Annotated in this window: 18 protein-coding genes and 2 tRNA genes; 6 read left to right on the top strand and 14 right to left on the bottom strand. The window is 66.5% G+C overall.

Annotated elements, in window-relative coordinates:
- Nucleotides 1–54 precede the first annotated feature (54 nt).
- From BW971_RS12315 to leuC, 3 genes are all read right to left on the bottom strand, one after another.
- The gene (locus BW971_RS12315; RefSeq protein WP_076479990.1) at nt 55–684 is read right to left on the bottom strand and encodes an HU family DNA-binding protein; all 630 of its coding nucleotides are present in this window, start codon (nt 682–684) and stop codon (nt 55–57) included.
- A 183-nt stretch (nt 685–867) separates the two neighbouring features.
- On the bottom strand, nt 868–1,464 hold the full coding sequence (gene leuD, locus BW971_RS12310; RefSeq protein ID WP_076479989.1) for a 3-isopropylmalate dehydratase small subunit: 597 nt from the start codon (nt 1,462–1,464) through the stop codon (nt 868–870).
- Between the two features lie 31 nt (nt 1,465–1,495).
- Nucleotides 1,496–2,947 carry a 3-isopropylmalate dehydratase large subunit gene (gene leuC / locus BW971_RS12305; protein ID WP_076480253.1) on the bottom strand — a complete coding sequence of 484 codons (1,452 nt, stop codon included), beginning with the start codon at nt 2,945–2,947 and terminating at the stop codon, nt 1,496–1,498.
- A gap of 93 nt (nt 2,948–3,040) precedes the next feature.
- Here leuC and BW971_RS12300 point away from each other — a divergent pair, with 93 nt between their 5' ends.
- Both BW971_RS12300 and BW971_RS12295 read left to right on the top strand, forming a co-directional pair.
- On the top strand, nt 3,041–3,766 hold the full coding sequence (locus tag BW971_RS12300; RefSeq protein WP_076479987.1) for an IclR family transcriptional regulator: 726 nt from the start codon (nt 3,041–3,043) through the stop codon (nt 3,764–3,766).
- 85 nt (nt 3,767–3,851) lie between these two features.
- Entirely contained in the window at nt 3,852–4,355 is a 504-nt protein-coding gene (locus BW971_RS12295) for a pyridoxamine 5'-phosphate oxidase family protein (protein ID WP_076479985.1), read from the top strand.
- Nucleotides 4,356–4,740: 385 nt separating this feature from the next.
- Here BW971_RS12295 and BW971_RS21915 read toward each other — a convergent pair whose 3' ends face one another.
- The gene (locus tag BW971_RS21915) at nt 4,741–4,839 is read right to left on the bottom strand and encodes a hypothetical protein (protein WP_083709870.1); all 99 of its coding nucleotides are present in this window, start codon (nt 4,837–4,839) and stop codon (nt 4,741–4,743) included.
- Between the two features lie 352 nt (nt 4,840–5,191).
- On the opposite strand from BW971_RS21915, the gene BW971_RS22265 reads away from it, so the two are divergent.
- The gene (locus BW971_RS22265; RefSeq protein ID WP_407701218.1) at nt 5,192–5,722 is read left to right on the top strand and encodes a DUF5994 family protein; all 531 of its coding nucleotides are present in this window, start codon (nt 5,192–5,194) and stop codon (nt 5,720–5,722) included.
- 694 nt (nt 5,723–6,416) lie between these two features.
- On the opposite strand, the gene BW971_RS12285 is transcribed toward BW971_RS22265, so the two are convergent.
- The 5 genes from BW971_RS12285 to BW971_RS12265 all read right to left on the bottom strand — a co-directional run bounded on the left by BW971_RS12285 (nt 6,417) and on the right by BW971_RS12265 (nt 9,881).
- Nucleotides 6,417–6,489: transfer RNA gene (locus BW971_RS12285), tRNA-Glu, on the bottom strand.
- A gap of 103 nt (nt 6,490–6,592) precedes the next feature.
- Nucleotides 6,593–6,664 (bottom strand) — tRNA-Gln (locus BW971_RS12280).
- 98 nt (nt 6,665–6,762) lie between these two features.
- Nucleotides 6,763–8,235 (bottom strand): glutamate--tRNA ligase, encoded by a 1,473-nt coding sequence (gltX, locus tag BW971_RS12275; RefSeq protein ID WP_076479983.1) that lies wholly within the window; start codon nt 8,233–8,235, stop codon nt 6,763–6,765.
- 48 nt (nt 8,236–8,283) lie between these two features.
- On the bottom strand, nt 8,284–9,114 hold the full coding sequence (locus tag BW971_RS12270; RefSeq protein ID WP_076479980.1) for an alpha/beta fold hydrolase: 831 nt from the start codon (nt 9,112–9,114) through the stop codon (nt 8,284–8,286).
- Nucleotides 9,111–9,881 (bottom strand): fumarylacetoacetate hydrolase family protein, encoded by a 771-nt coding sequence (locus tag BW971_RS12265; protein ID WP_076479977.1) that lies wholly within the window; start codon nt 9,879–9,881, stop codon nt 9,111–9,113. The genes BW971_RS12270 and BW971_RS12265 overlap by 4 nt, the downstream gene beginning before the upstream one ends.
- Before the next feature lie 117 nt (nt 9,882–9,998).
- Here BW971_RS12265 and BW971_RS12260 point away from each other — a divergent pair, with 117 nt between their 5' ends.
- Entirely contained in the window at nt 9,999–11,231 is a 1,233-nt protein-coding gene (locus tag BW971_RS12260) for an MFS transporter (protein ID WP_200799426.1), read from the top strand.
- A 16-nt stretch (nt 11,232–11,247) separates the two neighbouring features.
- Here BW971_RS12260 and BW971_RS12255 read toward each other — a convergent pair whose 3' ends face one another.
- Nucleotides 11,248–12,258 carry a 3-isopropylmalate dehydrogenase gene (locus BW971_RS12255; protein ID WP_076479974.1) on the bottom strand — a complete coding sequence of 337 codons (1,011 nt, stop codon included), beginning with the start codon at nt 12,256–12,258 and terminating at the stop codon, nt 11,248–11,250.
- A complete protein-coding gene (serA, locus tag BW971_RS12250; RefSeq protein ID WP_076479972.1) occupies nt 12,255–13,853 on the bottom strand; it encodes a phosphoglycerate dehydrogenase in 1,599 nt (532 codons plus the stop codon). The genes BW971_RS12255 and serA overlap by 4 nt, the downstream gene beginning before the upstream one ends.
- A 292-nt stretch (nt 13,854–14,145) precedes the next feature.
- Between serA and BW971_RS12245 the strand changes: the two genes are divergently transcribed.
- Complete coding sequence (locus BW971_RS12245; RefSeq protein ID WP_076479971.1) at nt 14,146–14,808, top strand: chymotrypsin family serine protease; 663 nt, start codon at nt 14,146–14,148, stop codon at nt 14,806–14,808.
- Between the two features lie 88 nt (nt 14,809–14,896).
- Here the strand turns inward: BW971_RS12245 and ilvC are convergent, their stop codons facing one another.
- The 3 genes from ilvC to BW971_RS12230 form a co-directional block, all read right to left on the bottom strand.
- Nucleotides 14,897–15,898: a ketol-acid reductoisomerase gene (gene ilvC, locus BW971_RS12240; RefSeq protein WP_200799432.1), complete on the bottom strand. Its 1,002-nt coding sequence runs from the start codon at nt 15,896–15,898 to the stop codon at nt 14,897–14,899.
- A gap of 64 nt (nt 15,899–15,962) precedes the next feature.
- A complete protein-coding gene (gene ilvN / locus BW971_RS12235; protein WP_076479967.1) occupies nt 15,963–16,466 on the bottom strand; it encodes an acetolactate synthase small subunit in 504 nt (167 codons plus the stop codon).
- The gene (locus BW971_RS12230) at nt 16,463–18,466 is read right to left on the bottom strand and encodes an acetolactate synthase large subunit (protein WP_076479965.1); all 2,004 of its coding nucleotides are present in this window, start codon (nt 18,464–18,466) and stop codon (nt 16,463–16,465) included. Before BW971_RS12230 ends, ilvN begins: the two co-directional genes overlap by 4 nt.
- Before the next feature lie 340 nt (nt 18,467–18,806).
- Here BW971_RS12230 and BW971_RS12225 point away from each other — a divergent pair, with 340 nt between their 5' ends.
- On the top strand, nt 18,807–19,322 hold the full coding sequence (locus tag BW971_RS12225; protein WP_083709929.1) for a PH domain-containing protein: 516 nt from the start codon (nt 18,807–18,809) through the stop codon (nt 19,320–19,322).
- Nucleotides 19,323–19,328 lie beyond the last annotated feature (6 nt).

Below are 19,328 nucleotides of genomic sequence, written 5' to 3'. Positions count from 1 at the left end.
AATACGACAAACCCCCGCGGAGGGAAGGGCCGCGGGGGTTTGTCGTTGGTGTCGTCAGCGACGGGCGGTGCGCTTCGCCGGAGTCTTCTTGGCTGCGGTCTTCTTGGCCGGAGTCGCCTTCTTGGCGGTGGTCTTCTTGGCGGCCGTGGTCTTCTTGGCCGGCGTGGTCTTCTTGGCGGCCGCGGTGGTCTTCTTCGCGGCGGTGGTGGCCTTCTTCACCGGCGTGGTCTTCTTGGCGGCCGCGGTGGTCTTCTTTGCGGCGGTGGTGGCCTTCTTCACCGGAGTCGCCTTCTTGGCCGCCGTGGTCTTCTTGGCCGCCGTGGTCTTCTTCGCTGCGGCCTTCTTGGCAGCAGTGGTGGCGGTGCCGCTACCACGCTTCACGGCCGGGCCGGTGGCGCTGAGCTTCTGCTTGCCTGCCACAACGGCTTTGAACTGTGCGCCCGGACGGAAGGCGGGCACCGACGTGGGACGCACCTTGACGGTCTCACCGGTCCGCGGATTGCGGGCGACACGGGCCGCGCGCTTGCGCTTCTCGAACACACCGAAACCGGTGATGGTGACGCTCTCGCCCTTGTTGACGGCGCGGACGATGGTGTCCACGACGTGCTCGACGGCGTCGGTCGCCGTGCGGCGATCGGTGTCCAACTTCTTCGTCAGCTCTTCAATGAGCTCTGCCTTGTTCATGAGTTCAACCTCCGCAAGCTGTCGGACCCACTCTGGGTCAGCTACGGAACACGGTAAACGTCAAATGCACCAACGTCCACGTTCCACGCCAACGAATCTGGTGAGAACCCCGAATATTTTCGCTGGTGGCGCGGTGCGGGATGCCCCGCGGACGGTGGTAGACGAGAATTTTCGGGCAGAACGTCAGCCGACTTCGGTGGTCACGGGCTTCCATGTGGGACGGGTCTTCTCGAACTCCGAAATTGCTTCTACCTGCTGTAATGTCAACGCGATGTCGTCGAGACCCCGCAGCAGACGCCACCTGGTGTAGTCATCAATTGCAAAGCGCACCACCAAGTCAGCAACGGTCACCGTTCGATCCTCAAGGCTGACGGTGACTTCCGCCCCGGGCTGTTCCTCGAGGCGTTTCCAGATCAATTCGACATCCGATTGCTCCACCTGAGCGGCGAGCAGACCCGATTTTCCGGCGTTACCGCGGAAGATGTCGGCGAATCTCGACGATATGACGACCCGGAAACCGAAATCCATCAGCGCCCAGACAGCGTGCTCACGCGACGACCCGGTGCCGAAGTCGGGACCGGCGACGAGGACGGTCCCACGGTCCCAGGGATCGTTGTTGAGGATGAACTCCGGGTCGTTCCGCCATGCGGAGAACAGGCCGTCCTCAAAGCCGGTGCGGGTCACCCGCTTCAAATAGACCGCGGGGATGATCTGGTCGGTGTCGACATTGCTGCGCCGCAGCGGGACACCGATGCCGGTGTGCGTGGTGAAGGGTTCCATCGTCGTGGGCTCCGAATCGATTCAGGTCTGCTCAGTTGAGGTCTGCGGGTGCCGCGAGACGACCGGTGACCGCCGTCGCCGCAGCCACCGCGGGCGAGACCAGGTGGGTGCGACCACCCTTGCCCTGCCTGCCCTCGAAGTTTCGGTTGGAGGTGGAGGCGCACCGCTCGCCGGGTGCGAGCTGATCGGGGTTCATTCCCAGGCACATCGAGCAACCCGCCTGACGCCATTCCGCCCCCGCCGCGACGAAGACGTCACCGAGCCCCTCGGATTCGGCCTGGGCTCGGACCCGCATCGAGCCGGGAACGATGAGCATCCGCATGCCGTCGGCGACCGATCGGCCGCGCAGGATGTCGGCGACCGTACGCAGATCCTCGATGCGCCCATTGGTGCACGATCCGACGAACACCGTGTCGATCCCTATCTCACGCAGCGGGGTACCCGGCTGCAGGTCCATGTACTCCAGTGCACGCGCGGCGGCGATCGCCTCGGACTCATCGGTGATCTGCTCCGGGTCCGGAACAGATGCACTGAGTGGCAAACCCTGTCCCGGATTGGTGCCCCAGGTCACGAACGGGGCCAGATCGGCGGCGTCGATCACCACCTCGCGGTCGAACTCGGCGCCCGGATCGGTGCGCAGCGACTCCCAGTGGGCGACTGCGGTGTCCCACTCCTCCCCCCGCGGGGCGTGTGGCCGACCACGCAGGTAGTCGTAGGTGATCTGATCCGGCGCGATCATGCCCGCCCTGGCCCCCGCCTCGATCGACATGTTGCAGATGGTCATCCGGGCCTCCATCGACAGCTTCTCGATGGCCGAACCCCGGTATTCGAGCACGTGCCCCTGTCCCCCACCGGTGCCGATCTCTGCGATCACCGCCAGGATCAGGTCCTTGGAGGTCACCCCGTGCGGCAGCTCGCCGTTCACGGTGATCGCCATGGTCTTGAAACGCTTGAGCGACAGGGTCTGGGTGGCGAGGACGTGTTCGACCTCCGAGGTTCCGATTCCCATGGCCAACGCACCGAACGCGCCGTGGGTGGACGTATGGCTGTCACCGCACACCACCGTCGTACCCGGTTGCGTGAGTCCCAGTTGCGGCCCGACGACATGCACGATGCCCTGGTCGAGATCGCCCATCGGGTACAGCCGGATGCCGAACTCCTCACAGTTCTTTCGCAGGGTGTCGACCTGCGTGCGCGAGACCGGATCGGCGATCGGCTTGTCGATATCGATGGTGGGGACGTTGTGATCCTCGGTGGCGATGGTGAGATCGGGCCGCCGCACGGGCCGGTCCGCCAACCGGAGGCCGTCGAAGGCCTGCGGACTGGTGACCTCGTGGACGAGGTGCAGATCGATGTAGATGAGGTCGGGATTGCGCTGACCGTCCTCGTCCAGTCCCCCTTCGACCACCACGTGCTCGGACCAGACCTTCTCGGCGAGCGTTCGCCGGGCGTCCTCGTGTCGGTCGGTCTCGTGATCCACCATGATCATCACTCACTCTCGAGGTGCCCGTGTCGGCCGGGCCGGACCAGGACATTCGGGCGTGCATCTCAGTATTCGGGAGTCTAGTATCGACTCGTGAGAAAGACTACCGCACCGGCCGCGGTCAGCGGAATCGGAGTCCTCGACAAGTCGGTCGCCGTACTGGCTGCCGCCGCCGAACGCCCGTGCAATCTGGGAGATCTCTGTGAACGCACCGGTCTGCCCCGGGCCACCGCACACCGATTGGCCATGGGCCTGGAGACCCACCGGTTGCTGACCCGCGACGCCGCCGGCATGTGGTGTCCCGGACCCGCACTCAACGAGTTGGCCGCATCGGTGCACGACGCGGTGCGTGACGCGGCGGTGATGGTCTTGCCTCGGTTGCGGGAGATCACCGGCGAATCGGTACAGCTGTACCGACGCGAGGGGACCGAACGAGTCTGTGTGGCAGCGATGGAACCGCCTACCGGACTCCGCGACACCGTGCCGGTGGGTTCGCGTCTGCCGATGAGCGCCGGATCGGGTGCCAAGGTGCTACTCGCGTGGGCCGATCCGCCAACGGTGCGGCAGCTGCTGGCCGACAGCGCGTTCAGCGAGCGCAGTCTGCTCGAGATCCGCAAACGCGGCTGGGCGCAGAGTGTCGGCGAACGTGAGCCCGGTGTCGCGAGTGTGTCGGCTCCGGTCCGCGATCGAGACGGTGAGGTGGTGGCGGCGATCTCGGTGTCCGGCCCTGTCGATCGGATGGGCCGACGACCCGGAGCCCGGTGGGCCGCTGACCTGCTCGCGGCGGCCGACGCCATCCACAAGCGCCTGTTGCTCTGAGACGGCCGCCGGTGTCTGATCACATCGGTATGAGTCATCTGTGAGGACAACACGCAATGGAAGTCGGGACGGAGAGGAGTCGAGGGTGGGAACCAACCAGCGAGCGCAGATAGTGATGTCCACCGAAGAAGTGCAGCAGTTCGTCGCGACGAGTCGAACGGCAACCCTGGCCACTCACGGTCCGCACGAGACCATCCATCTGGTGGCCATGTGGTACGCCGTCACCGACGGGGAGATCTGGTTCGAGACCAAGGCCAAGTCACAGAAGGCGGTCAACCTGCGGCGGGATGCGCGCTGTTCGGTGAGCATCGAGGCGGGCTACACCTACGATCAGTTGCGCGGTGTCGCCATCGAGGGGACGGCCGAGATCACCGACGATCCGGATCACCGCCTGGCCGTCGGGATCAGCGTCTGGGAGCGGTACAACGGCCCGTACTCCGAGGAGCTCCGCCCGGCCGTCGATGAGATGATGCGCAATCGAGTCGCGGTCCGACTCGTCGCCGACCGCACCAGGTCGTGGGACCACCGCAAACTCGGTCTGCCCCAGATGCCCGTGGCCGGTAGTACCGCCACGTTTCTGAACGACTGAGCCGAGGCAGCCGATGACATATCGGCACAGGACTCGAACCCGCGCTACCGCCGTGAGAGGGCGAACCGAGGTGCAGGTCAGACGCCGGCAACGCTCTCTCCAGCTGCCGCCGCGGGGTGAGCCGCGTAAGGGTCGCGGTGTTCGTGACCGTTCTTGTCGCGGCGGCGGCGGCCCGCTTGAGGCCGCCGTCACCACCCGCCGCAATGCCTATGATGACTCCGATCCCTGCGGCGAAGGCTAGTGCCACCAACCAAGGGCCATCTCGCTGGCTTCCTGACCTCCGGCGTTTCACCCCAAGGTGGCGTTACACACCGGCGGCGGGCCGGTTTCTGTCCTGGCTGGTACGTCGGCTGATTCATCGTCTCGCCGCTCGGGCTCGGTCACGTCAGTCCAGGTGCGGCGCAACCGGTTCACGGTGATCGGATCGGCTTCTAAGCCCAGCGTCGGTGTCCAGGATGCGGTTCAACCGTTGGTGATAGCGCATCGGCGTCAACCCGAAGCGATCACGAATATCGGCCTCCTCTCACCCGTGCGCGACCACCACTCGTGTTCGATCGCACACGACGCCACTCCCACTGCCTCCGCGGGGTCGGGGCGCTGCCTTTGGTGGCGTAGGCTGATTCTCATCGGACTTCATATCTGACAGGACCCTGTTGGCGTCTCCGGTGCCGCAACGATCACTGTTTGTGGTCAGTCAGGTAACGCATCATGGCCACCAAGTCCTTTGTTGTCGCAGCACCACCTCGCCGGGGAATGTCCGGGCAGTTCTTCACCGATCGCGCGTCCAGCACTTTCCCCGCCGGCGCCGGTCATTCAGTGTCGCCGTCGGGTGCGCGATGACATCGTTACTAGGCCCGCCGCGCGTGCACCTGCATCCTGATCTGACCCAACCTGTTGGGGGTGTCTGGTTTCCATACACGTCGACGTTGAGTGATGAGCTTGCTTCCTTTTCGCAAGCAGTCACCCCAATGCTGGGTTCCATTGTGGCTCTGCAGATGGACTGGCGTGCGTTCCGATCGCGGCCGGGACTTGATTCTGAAGGGTCTCCTCCGTCGCCTCCGCTGCTCCGGGTGACTACCAATCGGATGACCGTCGAGTTCATCGTCATTCCTCCACGTACCCCATCCACGCTGGCCGAGGCACTGGCCCGGCTGGCCAGCGGCAAACCAATACCACCCGAACGCCGCCATTCGCTCCTGGTTCGCTATGCCGAGCAACTCCTCGAACGCGCATCCACAGCCGCCGAGCACCGCGGCACCCTCAGGAGCACGCCCCCTAGCCGATCGAAAAAGTTGGGGGATTCAGCAGCACACCACCAGCAGGTTCCAGCTCCACCCGGTACACAGCACCCGTCGGTACTGGGATAGGCATCAGCACCGTAAGAGCCGCCGTGTCGCACATCTCGCTGCCCGGCGGGCACACGGTGCCGGAAACAAGCCTCGGCGAGGATGCCTAGTGCGCCCTCCCGCCGTCGCTCGTTGGCGCACACCGGACGCTTCACCACCGGGCGAAGCGGTCATCTCGCTGGTCGGTCGTCTGTGGCCTGATCGCACTGATGAGTTCCGCCGTGGAGCTGGTCAATTGTTAGAGGCGTTACGGGAAGACGGGAAGACACTCCCCGACCATGCCGACAGCATCGATGTCCGACTCCTCACGGCCATCATCGAACTAGGGCTCGAACACACACCATGAAGCCGGGCGCCACTGTCGGACGCCTCGCCCGCACGATCCAGTATTAGGCGGCGATCGCGGGGGACCAGACCGCGGCGGCCACGGACCACAGGGTCGACAGGGACACAGGTCGGACAGACCTCAGTTCGCGTGGCCACCGTGAGCCGAGCAATAGTCCTCGGCAGCGCCCCGGTCTGCCTCCTCCGCGTGACAGAACCGGGGCGTTGCTTGTCGTTGGGTCGGCTTCCGTCCAACCCGATGGGGACCTGTACGAAGCGGGTACGACAGCCGGGGCTCATGTGGCCAAAATGTAGCCACGGCGACCGAGCGACCGAGTGGCAGAAGAAAACCCTCTGCCTTCGATGCAGGTCAGAGGGTTGTGCTGTGTTGTAGCCCCGACGGGATTCGAACCCGCGCTACCGCCTTGAGAGGGCGGCGTCCTAGGCCGCTAGACGACGGGGCCAGGAACTTGATGCCGCCCGCGCGCGAACGGCTTTGCCAGACTAGCTGGCCGGAGCTCGCCCACCAAATCGCCTGTCAGGCGGTCCCGCGAGGTCGTGCTCGTGCTGGGGTACCAGGACTCGAACCTAGAATGGCGGTACCAGAAACCGCTGTGTTGCCAATTACACCATACCCCAAGGGTGGCTCCGAGAATCGTCTCCGACCGCTCTGAGCGCCGACGAAAAGAGTATCAAACAGGTGCCGGTGACCCACAAATCGCCTGGCCAGCGACCCCTCAGACCAGGTTCTCGCGGGCGGACCTCAACCGTCGCAGCGTCCGGTCGGCACCGAGCAACTCGATCGACTCGAAGAGCGGTGGACTGATGTGCGAACCGGTCACCGCGACCCGCACCGGACCGAACGCTTTCCGTGGTTTCAGCTCCAACCCCTCCACGAGTGCCGCTTTCAGCGCGGACTCGATGGGCTCGGTGGTCCAGTCGTCGACCGACGCCAGGGCCGCGATGGCCGCGTCGAGGACCGGCACCGAGTCGGCGCCGAGATTCTTGCGTGCCGCGGCCTCGTCGACCACGAAGTCGGCGTCGTCGACATAGAGGAACGACACCAGACCCCAGGCGTCACCGAGGACTTGGATGCGCGTCTGTACCAGGTCGGCGACGACGGCGAAGGATGCGTCGTCGACATCGGCGGGTAGCAACTCGTGCAGGGTGAGGTAGTCGCGCAACCGCCCGGCGAAATCCTCCGGCGCCAACAGCCGGATGTGCTCGGCGTTGATCGCGTCGGCCTTCTTCTGATCGAAGCGCGCCGGGCTGCTGTTGACGTCGACGATGTCGAAGGCGGCGATCATCTCGTCCAGGCCGAAGATGTCCTGATCGGCCGAGAGACCCCAGCCCAGCAGGGCCAGGTAGTTCAACAGTCCTTCGGCGATGAAACCGCGGTCGCGGTGGTGGAACAGCGACGACTGCGGATCCCGCTTGGACATCTTCTTGTTTCCCTCCCCCATCACGAAAGGGAGATGACCGAACTGCGGCACCGAGTCGGCGGCCCCGATCCGGGCGAGCGCCCGATACAGGGCGATCTGTCGCGGCGTCGACGACAACAGATCCTCACCACGCAGCACATGGGTGATCTTCATCGCGGCGTCGTCGACCGGGTTGACCAAGGTGTACAGCGGGTCCCCGTTACCGCGGGTCAACGCGAAGTCCGGCACGGTACCCGCCTTGGCAGTGGTCGGCCCGCGCACCAGATCGTCCCAGGTGATGTCCTCGTCGGGCATACGAAGTCGGACAACGGGTTTACGGCCTTCGGTCGTGTAGGCGGCCCGCTGTTCGCCGGTCAGGTCGCGGTCGAAGTTGTCGTAACCCAACTTCGGGTCACGACCGGCCGCACGGTGACGCGCCTCGACCTCCTCGGCGGTCGAGTAGGCCTCGTAGGCCTCGCCCGCCGCCAGCAGCTTGGCCACCACGTCGAGATGCTGCTCACGGCGCAGTGACTGGCGATAGGGCGCGTACGGTCCGCCGACCTCGGGACCCTCATCCCAGTCCAAACCCAACCAGCGCAGCGCATCGAGCAGCGAGGCATACGACTCCTCGCTGTCACGCTCGGCGTCGGTGTCCTCGATACGGAACACGAAGGCACCACCGGTGTGGCGCGCGTAGACCCAGTTGAACAATGCGGTCCGCGCCAGACCAACGTGTGGCGTACCGGTCGGTGACGGGCTGAATCGAACGCGGACGGGCTCGGTGCTCATGCGCCTCAGACTACTGCCCGAGCATCGGCACCCCGCTCGTCCGGTCGATCAGCGGTGAGCGGCGAGAAAGTCCAGCAGCAACGCGTTCACGTCGTCGGGGCGCTCCAGATAACCCCAGTGCCCCGCCTTGGCGACCGTCTCGTGTCGAGCCCCGGGTATGGCCTCGGCGACCTCCCGCGACAGCCCCGGCGGGATGGTCCGGTCGTCTGCGAAGGTCACCACCATCGTCGGGCGGGTGGTCTGACGGAGAGCGTCGCGCCGGTCCGCGTCGGCGGAGTGCACACCCATCTGAGCCCGCGCTCCCGGCGACTTGTCCTGACCGGAGAACTCGATGATGTCGAGCCAATCACGCACGGCGACTTCATCATCAAGGGTGTGAGGCGAGAGGTTCAGATGCGCCGTGATGGCCGTGTGATACTCCGGCGGCAGGGTGATCCGCTGATCGACGAGGGCTCGTTCCCCCGCCGAGATCGCCTGTTGCACCGGCCCCAACCGGGCGTAGGTACCCATCAACACCTGCGCACGCACCAGATCCGGTCGGCGCAGGGTCGACTCGGCCACCACGCGACCACCCAGCGACGTACCGACCAAGAGAACCGGTCCGACATCGAGGTGTTCGATGAGCGCGATGGTGTCGGAGACCATGTCGTCGAGGGTGAAACCCTCGCCGCATTCGCTGCTCGGGGCGATCCCGCGGTTGTCGAAGGTGACCACCCGAAAGCCGGCTCGCAACAGGGCCGGCTGCTGGTTGGCCTTCCACACACGTCCCGGACTACCGGTGCCCATCACCATGACCACCACCGGGCCGTCGCCCGCATCGTCGACGTTGAGCTCGATCCCGTTGAGTGGGAGCAACTTCTCCGTGGTCTTCCGGATCATTTGTCACGCACCGGGTTGGTCAGCGCACCGATTCCCTGCACCTCCACGCTGACCGTCTGTCCCGCCACCATCGGTCCGACACCCGCGGGCGTTCCGGTGAGGATGACGTCACCGGGCAGCAGGGTCATCACCCGTGACACCCACTCGACGAGGTCGCCGACGCCGTGCAGCAGCAGAGCGGTGGTGCTCTGCTGCACCACCGTGTCGTCGAGTCGGGTGGTGATCCGCAGATCGGAAGGGTCCAGTTCGGTCTCGATCCAGGGTCCGAGCGGGCAGAAGGTGTCGTACCCCTTGGCCCGAGTCCACTGACCGTCCTGCGTCTGCTGGTCGCGGGCGGTCACGTCGTTGGCCACGGTGTAACCGAGGATCGCCTCACCGGCGCGTGCGGCAGCCACATCCTTGCAGGGTCTGCCGATCACCACCGCCAGCTCGCCCTCGTAGTCCACCCGGGAGGACGACGGCGGCCGCACGATGGGAACCTGCGGACCGATGATCGAGGTGTTGGGTTTGATGAAGATGACGGGCTTCTCCGGAGCCTCGCCACCCATCTCACGGGCGTGATCGGCATAGTTCTTGCCCACGCAGACGACCTTGCTGGCCAGGATCGGCGCCAGCAGCCGGGTATCGGCCAGCGGCCACGATCGTCCGGTGAACGTCGGTGTGCCGAAGGGGTGCTCTGCGATCTCGCGTGCGGTTGCGGACTCGATGTCTCCTTCGATGGCGACGAAGGCGACACCGTCAGGACTTGCGATTCGACCTAGACGCATGGCGTGAGCCTATCCCACCCGATGGGAGACGACTTTCCCTGCGGGAACGAACGGTTCTACGATGTGGGCACGACGTTCCATTATTTGAGACAGCACACAAGACTCGTTCGGGAGGTGGTGATGTCGGTCACCGAGGTGTCCGCACGACGACGGTGGTCGATGCTGGCCTGTTCCCTCGTCGCCGCGATGACCACGACCTGTGCGGTGAACGGGATCGCCTTCCTCATCCCCGCACTGCACCGGGATGCCGGGCTCTCGCTGGCCCAGGCATCCACGCTCGCCGCCATCCCGACCGTGGGACTGATGATCTCGATCATCCCGTGGGGAACACTGCTCGACCGATTCGGCGAACGCAGTGTCCTGATCGTCTCGGTGTCGCTGACCTTGCTGGCCACCGCCGGCGCCCTGGTCGCGGCCATGTGTGACGCAGGGTATCCGTTGCTCGGGGTACTGCTCTTCGCCGGCGGATTGTCATCGGGTGCCGCCAACGGGGCCAGTGGCCGGATCGTGGTCGGGTGGTTTCGCCCCGAGCAGCGAGGCACCGCCATGGGGATCCGTCAGATGGCACAGCCGCTGGGGATCGGCGTCTGCGCGCTGACCATGCCCGCGGCCGCACAGGGGCACGGTGTCGCGGCCGGCCTCGCGGTCCCGGTCGTGGTCTCGGCGATCGGCCTGCTGGTGACCGTCGTCGGCATCATCGACCCCCCACGACCGCAGCCCGGCGGCACCGACGACGACATCAGGTGGAATCCCTACCGGGCGAGCAGTTTCCTGGCGCGCATCCATGCGGTGAGCGTGCTGCTGGTGATCCCGCAGTCCGTCATGTGGACGTTCGTACCCACCTGGCTCATCGTCGGTCACGGGTGGCATCCCGCGACCGCGGGGATCCTGGTGACCTGCACCCAGGTACTGGGCGCCTTCGGCCGGATCGCGGCGGGCCGCATCTCCGACGTCTGGGGGTCTCGGATGCGCCCGATCCGGGTGATCGCCGGAGCGGCTGCCTGTGGCATGGCCCTGCTGGCGCTGACCGACTGGCTGCACAGCCCGGTCGCCGCCGCGGTGATGGTCCTCGCGTCGGTGGCGACGGTGGCCGACAACGGACTCGCCTTCACCGCCATCGCCGAGTACGCCGGACCGGGGTGGAGCGGTCGGGGGCTGGGCGTGCAGAACACGGCTCAGTATCTCGCCACCGCGGGCACCACCCCGCTCTTCGGCGTGATGGTCGGTTCGATCGGCTTCCCGGGCTCGTTCGCGGCCGCCGCGATCACCCCGCTGATCGCGTTACCGCTGATTCCCCGCGACCGCAGTTCCGAAGCGGACCGCACCGTGGAGGCGCCGACCCGGTCCTGAGGAGCAGATCCCCGGACTACAGTGCGGCGACGATCCGGTCGCCTGTCTCGGTGGTGCCGCTCGCGGCGTCGGTTCGCCCGGCCAGATCGTCGGCGACCACCTTCTCGATGCGCGTCGCCGCATCCTCGTCACCGAGCTGACGCAGCAGCAACGCGACAGAGAGGATCGCGGCCGTCGGATCGGCCTTGCCCTGCCCGGCGATGTCGGGTGCACTGCCGTGTACCGGTTCGAACATCGAGGGGTTCGTTCCGGTGGCGTCGATGTTGCCCGACGCGGCCAACCCGATCCCCCCCGACACCGCTGCCGCGATATCGGTGATGATGTCGCCGAACAGGTTGTCGGTGACGATCACGTCGAAGCGACCGGGGTCGGTGACCAGGTAGATGGTCGCGGCATCGACGTGGCAGTAGTCGGTGCTCACGTCGGGGAATTCGGTGGCCACCTCGTCGACGGTGCGACTCCACAGGGAGCCGGCGAAGGTCAGCACGTTGGTCTTGTGCACCAGGGTCAGTTTCTTGCGCCGTTGCTGCGCGCGGGCGAACGCATCGCGGACCACCCTCTCGACGCCGAACCTCGTGTTGAGACTGACCTCGGTGGCCACCTCGTGCGGGGTGCCGACCCGGATCGCGCCGCCGTTACCGGTGTAGGGGCCCTCGGTACCCTCCCGCACGACCACGAAGTCGATGTCGGGGTCACCCGCCAGCGGCGACGTGACCCCCGCGAAGAGTTTCGACGGTCGCAGGTTGACATGGTGATCGAGCGCGAATCGCATCTTCAACAGGAAGCCGCGCTCGAGAACACCCGACGGGACCGACGGGTCCCCGATCGCCCCGAGCAGGATCGCGTCGTGTTCGCGGATCGAGGCCAGATCGTCCTCGGTGAGCAGCTCGCCGGTGCGGTGATAGCGCCGGGCGCCGAAGTCGTAGTCGGTGGTCTCCACATCGGATCGCACCGCTCGCAACACCCGCAGGGCCTGGTCGATGACCTCCGGACCGATCCCGTCACCCGGGATCACCGCCAGTCTCACGACAGATCGACCTGCTCGATCAGGGTCGCCGACACCGCGTCACCGACCGCGGCGACCACCTCCGACGGGATCTCCCGGTCGACGCGCAACAACACGGTCGCACCCGAGCCCTCGGCATCCTGCGACAGACCGGCGGCGACGATGTCGACACCGGCGTTGCCGAGCAGCGTGCCGATCTTGCCCAGCGAACCGGGCTGGTCGGTGTAGGAGACAACGAGGTTACGGCCCTCGGCCCTCAGGTCGAAGTTGCGGCTGTTGATGTTGACGATCTTCTCGACCTCCGAGGGACCGCTCAGCGTGCCCGCGACGTTGAGCACCAAACCGTCGCCGAAGACCGCCCGTAGATCCACCAGCGAACGATGATTGGGGCTCTCGGTAGCGGTGGTCACGTCGTGGGTGACCCCGCGTTCACTGGCCACCGATGGCGCATTGACGAACGTCACCGGGTCGTCGATCACCGCCGAGAACAGCCCGCGCAGCGCGGACAGGCCCAACACCTCGACCGGCTTGGACGCGAGCTCGCCACGCACCTCGACCGACACCGAACTCGGCACCCGCTGGGCGACCGCACCCAGCAGCACGCCGAGTTTGCGGACCAGCTCCAACCACGGGGCGACCTCGTCGTCGACGGCGCCGCCGGTGATGTTCACCGCGTCCGGGACGAAGTGGCCGGCCAGGGCCAGACGCACACTCTTGGCGACGTCGGTGCCGGCGCGGTCCTGTGCCTCGGAGGTCGATGCCCCCAGATGCGGCGTCACCACCACCTGAGGGAGTTCGAACAGCGGGCTGTCGGTGCACGGTTCGGTGGCGTAGACATCGAGACCGGCGGCCCCGACCTGTCCGGAGGTCACCGCATCGGCGAGGGCTTGTTCGTCGACGAGACCACCGCGGGCCGCGTTGACGATGATCACACCCGGTTTGGTCTTGGCCAGTTGGTCGGCACCGATGAGGCCCAACGTCTCCGGCGTCTTGGGTAGGTGAACGCTGAACAGGTCGGCCCGTTCGAGCAGCTCGTCCAGCGACACCAGCTCGATGCCGAGCTGCGCGGCCCGTGCGGCGGACACATACGGGTCGTAGGCGATGATCGAGGTCTCGAAGGCGGCCAGTCGCGCCGCGACCAGCTGACCGATACGGCCGAGTCCGACGATGCCGACGGTCTTGCCGAAGATCTCCACACCGTTGAACGACGACCGCTTCCACGTGTGCTCACGCAACGAGGCGTCGGCCTGCGGGATCTGCCGGGCGGCGGCCAGCATCAGGGTGATGGCGTGTTCGGCCGCGGTGTGGATGTTGGAGGTCGGGGCGTTGACCACCATGACACCGCGTTCGGTCGCAGCCGGGACGTCGACGTTGTCCAGACCCACACCCGCCCGGGCCACGATCTTCAGGTTCGGCGCCGCGGCGAGGACCTCTGCGTCGATGGTCGTCGCGGACCGCACCAGGACGGCGTCGGCGTCGGCGATGGCCGCGAGCAACGCCGGACGGTCTGGACCATCCACCCAGCGCACCTCGACGTCGTCGCCGAGAGCGGCGACGGTCGAGGGCGCGAGCTTGTCGGCGATGAGCACAACAGGCCGTCGGTCGGCAGTGGTCACGTCGTCGTCTCCTCTGATCGGGTCATCTTCAGGTCGGGATGAGAACCATGAGGACACCCAGGGCCCGTCCGGAGCGCTCTCAGGCGATCCCCGACCAGCTTAGAGCCCGGGCCTCGCGGACCCGGACCGGGTCACACGCCGCTGCCGGTACATCGGAAGTACAGGTAACGACTTCGCCACTGACTGGCCCTGGGCCGTCTTCCACATATAGGTTGCCAGTGGCGCGTGACGCGACTCTCAATCGCGCACGCATCGGGGCACGAGCGACAGCAGACAACAGACCGGAGTTTTGATGTTCAAGAAGTTTGCGGTGCTGGCCGCGACCCTCGCGGCGGCCGTGACCCTGGTGGTGGGTACGGGTACCGCGTCCGCCGCACCGACCACGGCGCTCGGCGGTGGCTCCGGGATCCTGATCCTCAAGGGTGGCGACAAGGCCGCCGCCTGCACGCTGACGACCATCGGCCACGACTACCGCAACCGACTCATCGGTCTCACCGCGGGGCACTGCGGTACGGCAGGCCAGTCGGTGGTGGGTGAGAATTTCCAGCGCAACGGGGTCGTCGGCAAGGTGACCTACTCGACCCCCGACCTCGACTTCGCGATCATCGAATTCGACGCGGCGAAGGTCGCCCCGTTGCGCAGCGTCGGTGGCGTCACCATCCGATCCATCCAGACCGCTCCCCCGCGCTTCCCGGACATCGGCTGCAAGACCGGTCGCACGACCGGCAACACCTGCGGCGTGACCTTGTTCTCCGACGGCACGGCCCACTTCAGCACCATCTGCATCGCAGAGGGTGATTCCGGCAGCCCCGTGGTGCTGGGCAACCGCCTGGTCGGAATGATCAACGCCTTCTACTACGTGGCCTGCATCGGCCCGGAGACCGGCACCAACATCGGTCCCATCCTCACCCGGATGAACACCGCGACCGACAACCACAACTATCGAGTGTTCTGACCCGGACACGTCACCGATACGACGAGGGCCTCGACCGGATTCCGGTCGAGGCCCTCGTCGTCGGCGTGGAGACCGGCGCCGTCAGGCGTCAGGCGGTTTCGGTGATCGGCCGATCCACCCAGCTCATCAGGTCGCGCAGCTTCTTGCCGGTCACCTCGATCGGGTGTTCGGCGTTCTTCTTGCGCAGGCCCTCCAGTTCGGCGTTGCCGCCCTCGACGTTGGCCACCAGACGCTTGACGAAGGTGCCGTCCTGGATGTCCTTGAGAATGGCGCGCATCCGGTCCTTGGTGGCGTCGTCGATGACGCGGGGGCCGGAGAGGTAACCACCGAACTCGGCGGTGTCGGACACCGAGTAGTTCATCCGGGCGATACCACCCTCGTACATCAGGTCCACGATGAGCTTGAGCTCGTGCAGCACCTCGAAGTACGCCATCTCGGGTGCGTAGCCCGCCTCGACCATGACCTCGAAACCGGCCTTGACCAATTCCTCGGTGCCGCCGCACAACACGGCCTGCTCACCGAACAGGTCGGTCTCGGTCTCCTCCTTGAAGGTGGTCTTGATGACACCGGCACGGGTGCCGCCGATCGCCCGCGCATACGACAGAGCGAGCGCCTCGCCCTCGCCGGTCGGATCCTGCTCGACGGCGATCAGGCACGGGACACCCTTGCCGTCGACGAACTGGCGGCGCACCAGGTGCCCCGGTCCCTTCGGCGCCACCATGGCGACGGTGACCGTCGCCGGGGGCTCGATGAGGCCGAAATGGATGTTCAGTCCATGCCCGAAGAACAGCGCGTTGCCGTCGGAGAGGTTGGGGGCGATGTCCTCGGTGAAGATCTGCGCCTGCGAGGTGTCGGGGGCCAGCAGCACGATGACATCGGCCCACGCGGACGCCTCGGCGGCGTTGAGCACTTTCAGGCCCTGCTCTTCGGCCTTCTCGCGCGACTTGCTGCCGTCGCGCAGGCCGATGGCGACATCGACGCCGGAGTCGCGCAGGCTCAACGCGTGCGCATGCCCCTGGCTGCCGTATCCGATGACCGCGACCTTGCGGCCCTGGATGATCGACAGGTCGGCGTCGTCGTCGTAGTACATCTCGACTGCCACTGGTGGTTCCCTTCGTTGTTCGTTGTTTCTCGTACGTCGTGGATCGGGTGGGTCAGCGGGCCGCGGACATGCTCTTCGGTCCGCGGCCAAGGGTGACCGCGCCCGACTGGGCGATCTCCCGGATGCCGTAGGGGTCGAGCATCCGCAGCAGCGCCTCGAGTTTGTCGGAGGTGCCCGTGGCCTCGATCGTCAGCGACTCCGGGGACACGTCGATCACTTTGGCGCGGAACAGGTTCACCACCTCGATGACCTCGGTACGAACGCTGGCGTCCGATCGCACCTTGATCATCATCAACTCGCGGGTGACCGAGTTCTGCGGTTCCTGTTCCACGATCTTGATCACGTTGATCAACTTGTTCAGCTGTTTGGTGACCTGTTCGATCGGGAAGTCGTCGACCGAGACCATGATGGTCATCCGCGAGACACCCTTGATCTCGGTGGCGCCCACCGCGAGTGACTGGATGTTGAAACCGCGGCGGGAGAACAGCGCCGAGATGCGGGCGAGGACGCCGGGGCGGTCCTCCACCAGCACACTGAGGGTGTGGGTCGTACTCATCGTGCGCCTCCCGAATTCTCCCGATCGCCCAGCGAACCGTCGACACCCGCGCTCTCCGGAGCCCCGGCGTCCGGACGAACCATCGCCTCATGGATCTCGACCGGATCGGCGGCCGCGTCGTCGTCGAACAGCGGCCGGATACCCCTGGCCGCCATGATCTGGTCGTTACCGGTTCCCGCGGCGACCATCGGCCACACCTGCGCGTCGGCACCGACGACGAAGTCGATGACGACCGGACGGTCGTTGATGGCACGCGCCTTGGCGATCACCTCGTCGACCTCCGACTCGTCCTCGCAACGGAATGCCACACATCCCAGCGCCTCAGCGAGTTTCACGAAGTCCGGGATGCGACGGCTGTGCGTCGCCAGATCTGTGCTGGAATACCGCTCGTCGTAGAACAGCGTCTGCCACTGTCGGACCATGCCCAGGTTCCCGTTGTTGATCAGGGCGACCTTGATGGGGATGCCCTCGATCGCGCAGGTGGCCAACTCCTGGTTGGTCATCTGGAAGCACCCGTCGCCGTCGATCGCCCACACCTCGGTGTCGGGGTCGGCGACCTTGGCACCCATCGCCGCGGGCACCGCGTAACCCATTGTCCCCAGACCACCGGAATTCAGCCAGGTACGCGGCTTCTCGTACGAGATGAACTGTGCGGCCCACATCTGGTGCTGTCCGACACCCGCGCAGTAGATCGCATCGGGCCCGGCCGCCTTGCCGACCGACTGGATCACGAACTCCGGCGACATCGCACCGTCGGACGGGCGGTCGTAGCTCAGCGGGTAGGCGCGCCGCGTGCGGTCGAGGTAGGTCCACCACTCGGTGAGGTCGGGAGCCGAACCGCCACGGGCGAGTTCGTCGCGCAGGGAGGCGACCAGTTCGCCGATCACCGCCTTGCAGTCCCCGACGATCGGCACGTCGGCGTGTCGGTTCTTACCGATCTCCGCGGGGTCGATGTCGGCGTGGATGACCTTGGCATCGGGGGCGAAGGTGTCGAGTTGACCGGTGACACGATCGTCGAAGCGCGCACCCAACGTGATCAGCAGGTCGCTGCGCTGCAACGCGGCGACGGCCGCGACGGTCCCGTGCATGCCGGGCATACCCAGGTGCAGATCGTGACTGTCGGGGAAGGCACCGCGGGCCATCAAGGTGGTGACCACCGGGATCCCGGTCAGTTCGGCGAGCTCCCGCAGTTCCGCAGCGGCCTCGGCCTTGATCACCCCGCCGCCGACGTACAGCACCGGCGACTTCGCCGCGGTGATCAGCCGAGCGGCCTCGCGAATCTGCTTGCCATGCGGTTTGGTGACCGGCCGATACCCGGGCAGGTCGACCTGCGGTGGCCAGGAAAAGGTGGTCTGCGCCTGCAGCACATCCTTGGGGATGTCGACGAGCACGGCACCGGGGCGTCCGCTCTCGGCGATGTAGAAGGCCTCGACCATCGTTCTTGCGATGTCGGCACCGTTGCTGACCAGGAAGTTGTGCTTGGTCACCGGCATCGTGATGCCGGAGATGTCGGCCTCCTGGAAGGCGTCGGTGCCGATGAGCGCCCTACCCACCTGGCCGGTGATCGCGACGACGGGAACGGAGTCCATCTGGGCGTCGGCAAGCGGCGTGACCAGGTTGGTGGCGCCCGGTCCCGAGGTGGCCATACAGACCCCGGCGCGTCCGGCCACCTGCGCGTAGCCGGTGGCCGCGTGACCTGCACCCTGCTCATGCCGAACGAGGATGTGCCGGACGCGGACCGAGTCGAGGAGCGGATCGTAGACCGGAAGCACCGCGCCGCCAGGGAGTCCGAACACGACGTCGACGCCGAGTTCCTCCAGGGACCGGACGACCGCCGCCGCTCCGCTCATCCGCTCCGGTGCGACGGTGCGCTGTCCGGACCGGACCGCGGCCTGACGGGCCGCGGGCGGGGTCGGTTTGGCCACCTCGGCGGGCGACGCCGGATGGGGCGCCGGTGACGGCGTCCCACCCGACTGGGTGCGTGCTGTTGGTGCGCTCACTGCACGTTCCTCGATGGTTGCGCGTGGGCCGGAGCGATCCGGCCGACGCTGACTGGGCAACAAAAAACCCCCGACAGCAAACAGCTGATCGAGGGTGGCGCGTCGATGCTTCGGGGTCTCGGTGGTGACCGGTCAGGCGACGACGCGCCAGCCGATTACGAGAAGATCATTTCGCATCACGCGATCACGTTAGGTCGGGGCCGGTCACGGAGTCAAACCGCTCTCACACGCCATCCCACGATATGAGACGGTCGGCCGGTTCGCGCGCAGGTCACACGGTGTCGGGTCCGGCGAAGGCTCCATGATCGGGTCGGCCGACCGCAGGTGCGACAATGACGGTATGGCCGAGACCAGCCCCGACGACCCCGCTGCCGACGTCGAGAAACCCCCGACCGGCGACGCCGGGTCGGGCGCGTCGTCGACTCCCACCACCGGGGACGTCGACCCGGACAGCTCCACCCCCGTTGTCCCGTTGCCCGCGGTGTTCCGCCTCAATCCGCTGACCTACTTCGCCGTCGCGATGATGTTCATCGCCGCGCTGGCCCTGTCCGGCGCGTCGCTGGCGTACCTGGGGTGGACCCTGCTGCTCCCCGTGCTGTTCGGCATCTGGGTGGCGCGGGTACGCACGGTGGTCACCGACGAGGGATTGCGGGTCCGCGGTACCTGGCGAACGCGGAGTATCGGATGGGACCGGCTGGAAGGGCTGCAGTTCCCACGCTGGGGATCGGTCCGCGCGGTACTCGACGGTGGCGAGCGCGTCCGACTGCCCGCCATCGCGTTCCGCGATCTTCCGCGGCTGTCCGCGGCATCGCGAGGACGCATCCCCGACCCCTACGCCGCAGCCGCCGCCGGATAGTTCCCA

Origin of the sequence: Williamsia sterculiae (assembly GCF_900156495.1) — a bacterium.
GTDB classification, from domain to species: Bacteria; Actinomycetota; Actinomycetes; order Mycobacteriales; family Mycobacteriaceae; genus Williamsia_B; species Williamsia_B sterculiae.
Note: the sequence above shows the minus strand (reverse complement) of the source record. Positions and strands in the feature narration are given on the sequence as shown.

Bases quoted from the DNA above. Each gene is read 5' to 3' on its own strand.
- leuC (WP_076480253.1), bottom strand. From the start codon at position 2,947: ATGGTGGATCACGAGACCGACCGACACGAGGACGCCCGGCGAACGCTC.
- BW971_RS12225 (WP_083709929.1), top strand. From the start codon at position 18,807: ATGGCCGAGACCAGCCCCGACGACCCCGCTGCCGACGTCGAGAAACCC.
- ilvN (WP_076479967.1), bottom strand. From the start codon at position 16,466: ATGAGTACGACCCACACCCTCAGTGTGCTGGTGGAGGACCGCCCCGGC.
- BW971_RS12245 (WP_076479971.1), top strand. From the start codon at position 14,146: ATGTTCAAGAAGTTTGCGGTGCTGGCCGCGACCCTCGCGGCGGCCGTG.
- leuD (WP_076479989.1), bottom strand. From the start codon at position 1,464: ATGGAACCCTTCACCACGCACACCGGCATCGGTGTCCCGCTGCGGCGC.
- BW971_RS12315 (WP_076479990.1), bottom strand. From the start codon at position 684: ATGAACAAGGCAGAGCTCATTGAAGAGCTGACGAAGAAGTTGGACACC.
- BW971_RS12265 (WP_076479977.1), bottom strand. From the start codon at position 9,881: ATGCGTCTAGGTCGAATCGCAAGTCCTGACGGTGTCGCCTTCGTCGCC.
- gltX (WP_076479983.1), bottom strand. From the start codon at position 8,235: ATGAGCACCGAGCCCGTCCGCGTTCGATTCAGCCCGTCACCGACCGGT.
- BW971_RS21915 (WP_083709870.1), bottom strand. From the start codon at position 4,839: ATGCGCTATCACCAACGGTTGAACCGCATCCTGGACACCGACGCTGGG.
- BW971_RS12270 (WP_076479980.1), bottom strand. From the start codon at position 9,114: ATGATCCGGAAGACCACGGAGAAGTTGCTCCCACTCAACGGGATCGAG.
- ilvC (WP_200799432.1), bottom strand. From the start codon at position 15,898: ATGTACTACGACGACGACGCCGACCTGTCGATCATCCAGGGCCGCAAG.
- BW971_RS22265 (WP_407701218.1), top strand. From the start codon at position 5,192: ATGACATCGTTACTAGGCCCGCCGCGCGTGCACCTGCATCCTGATCTG.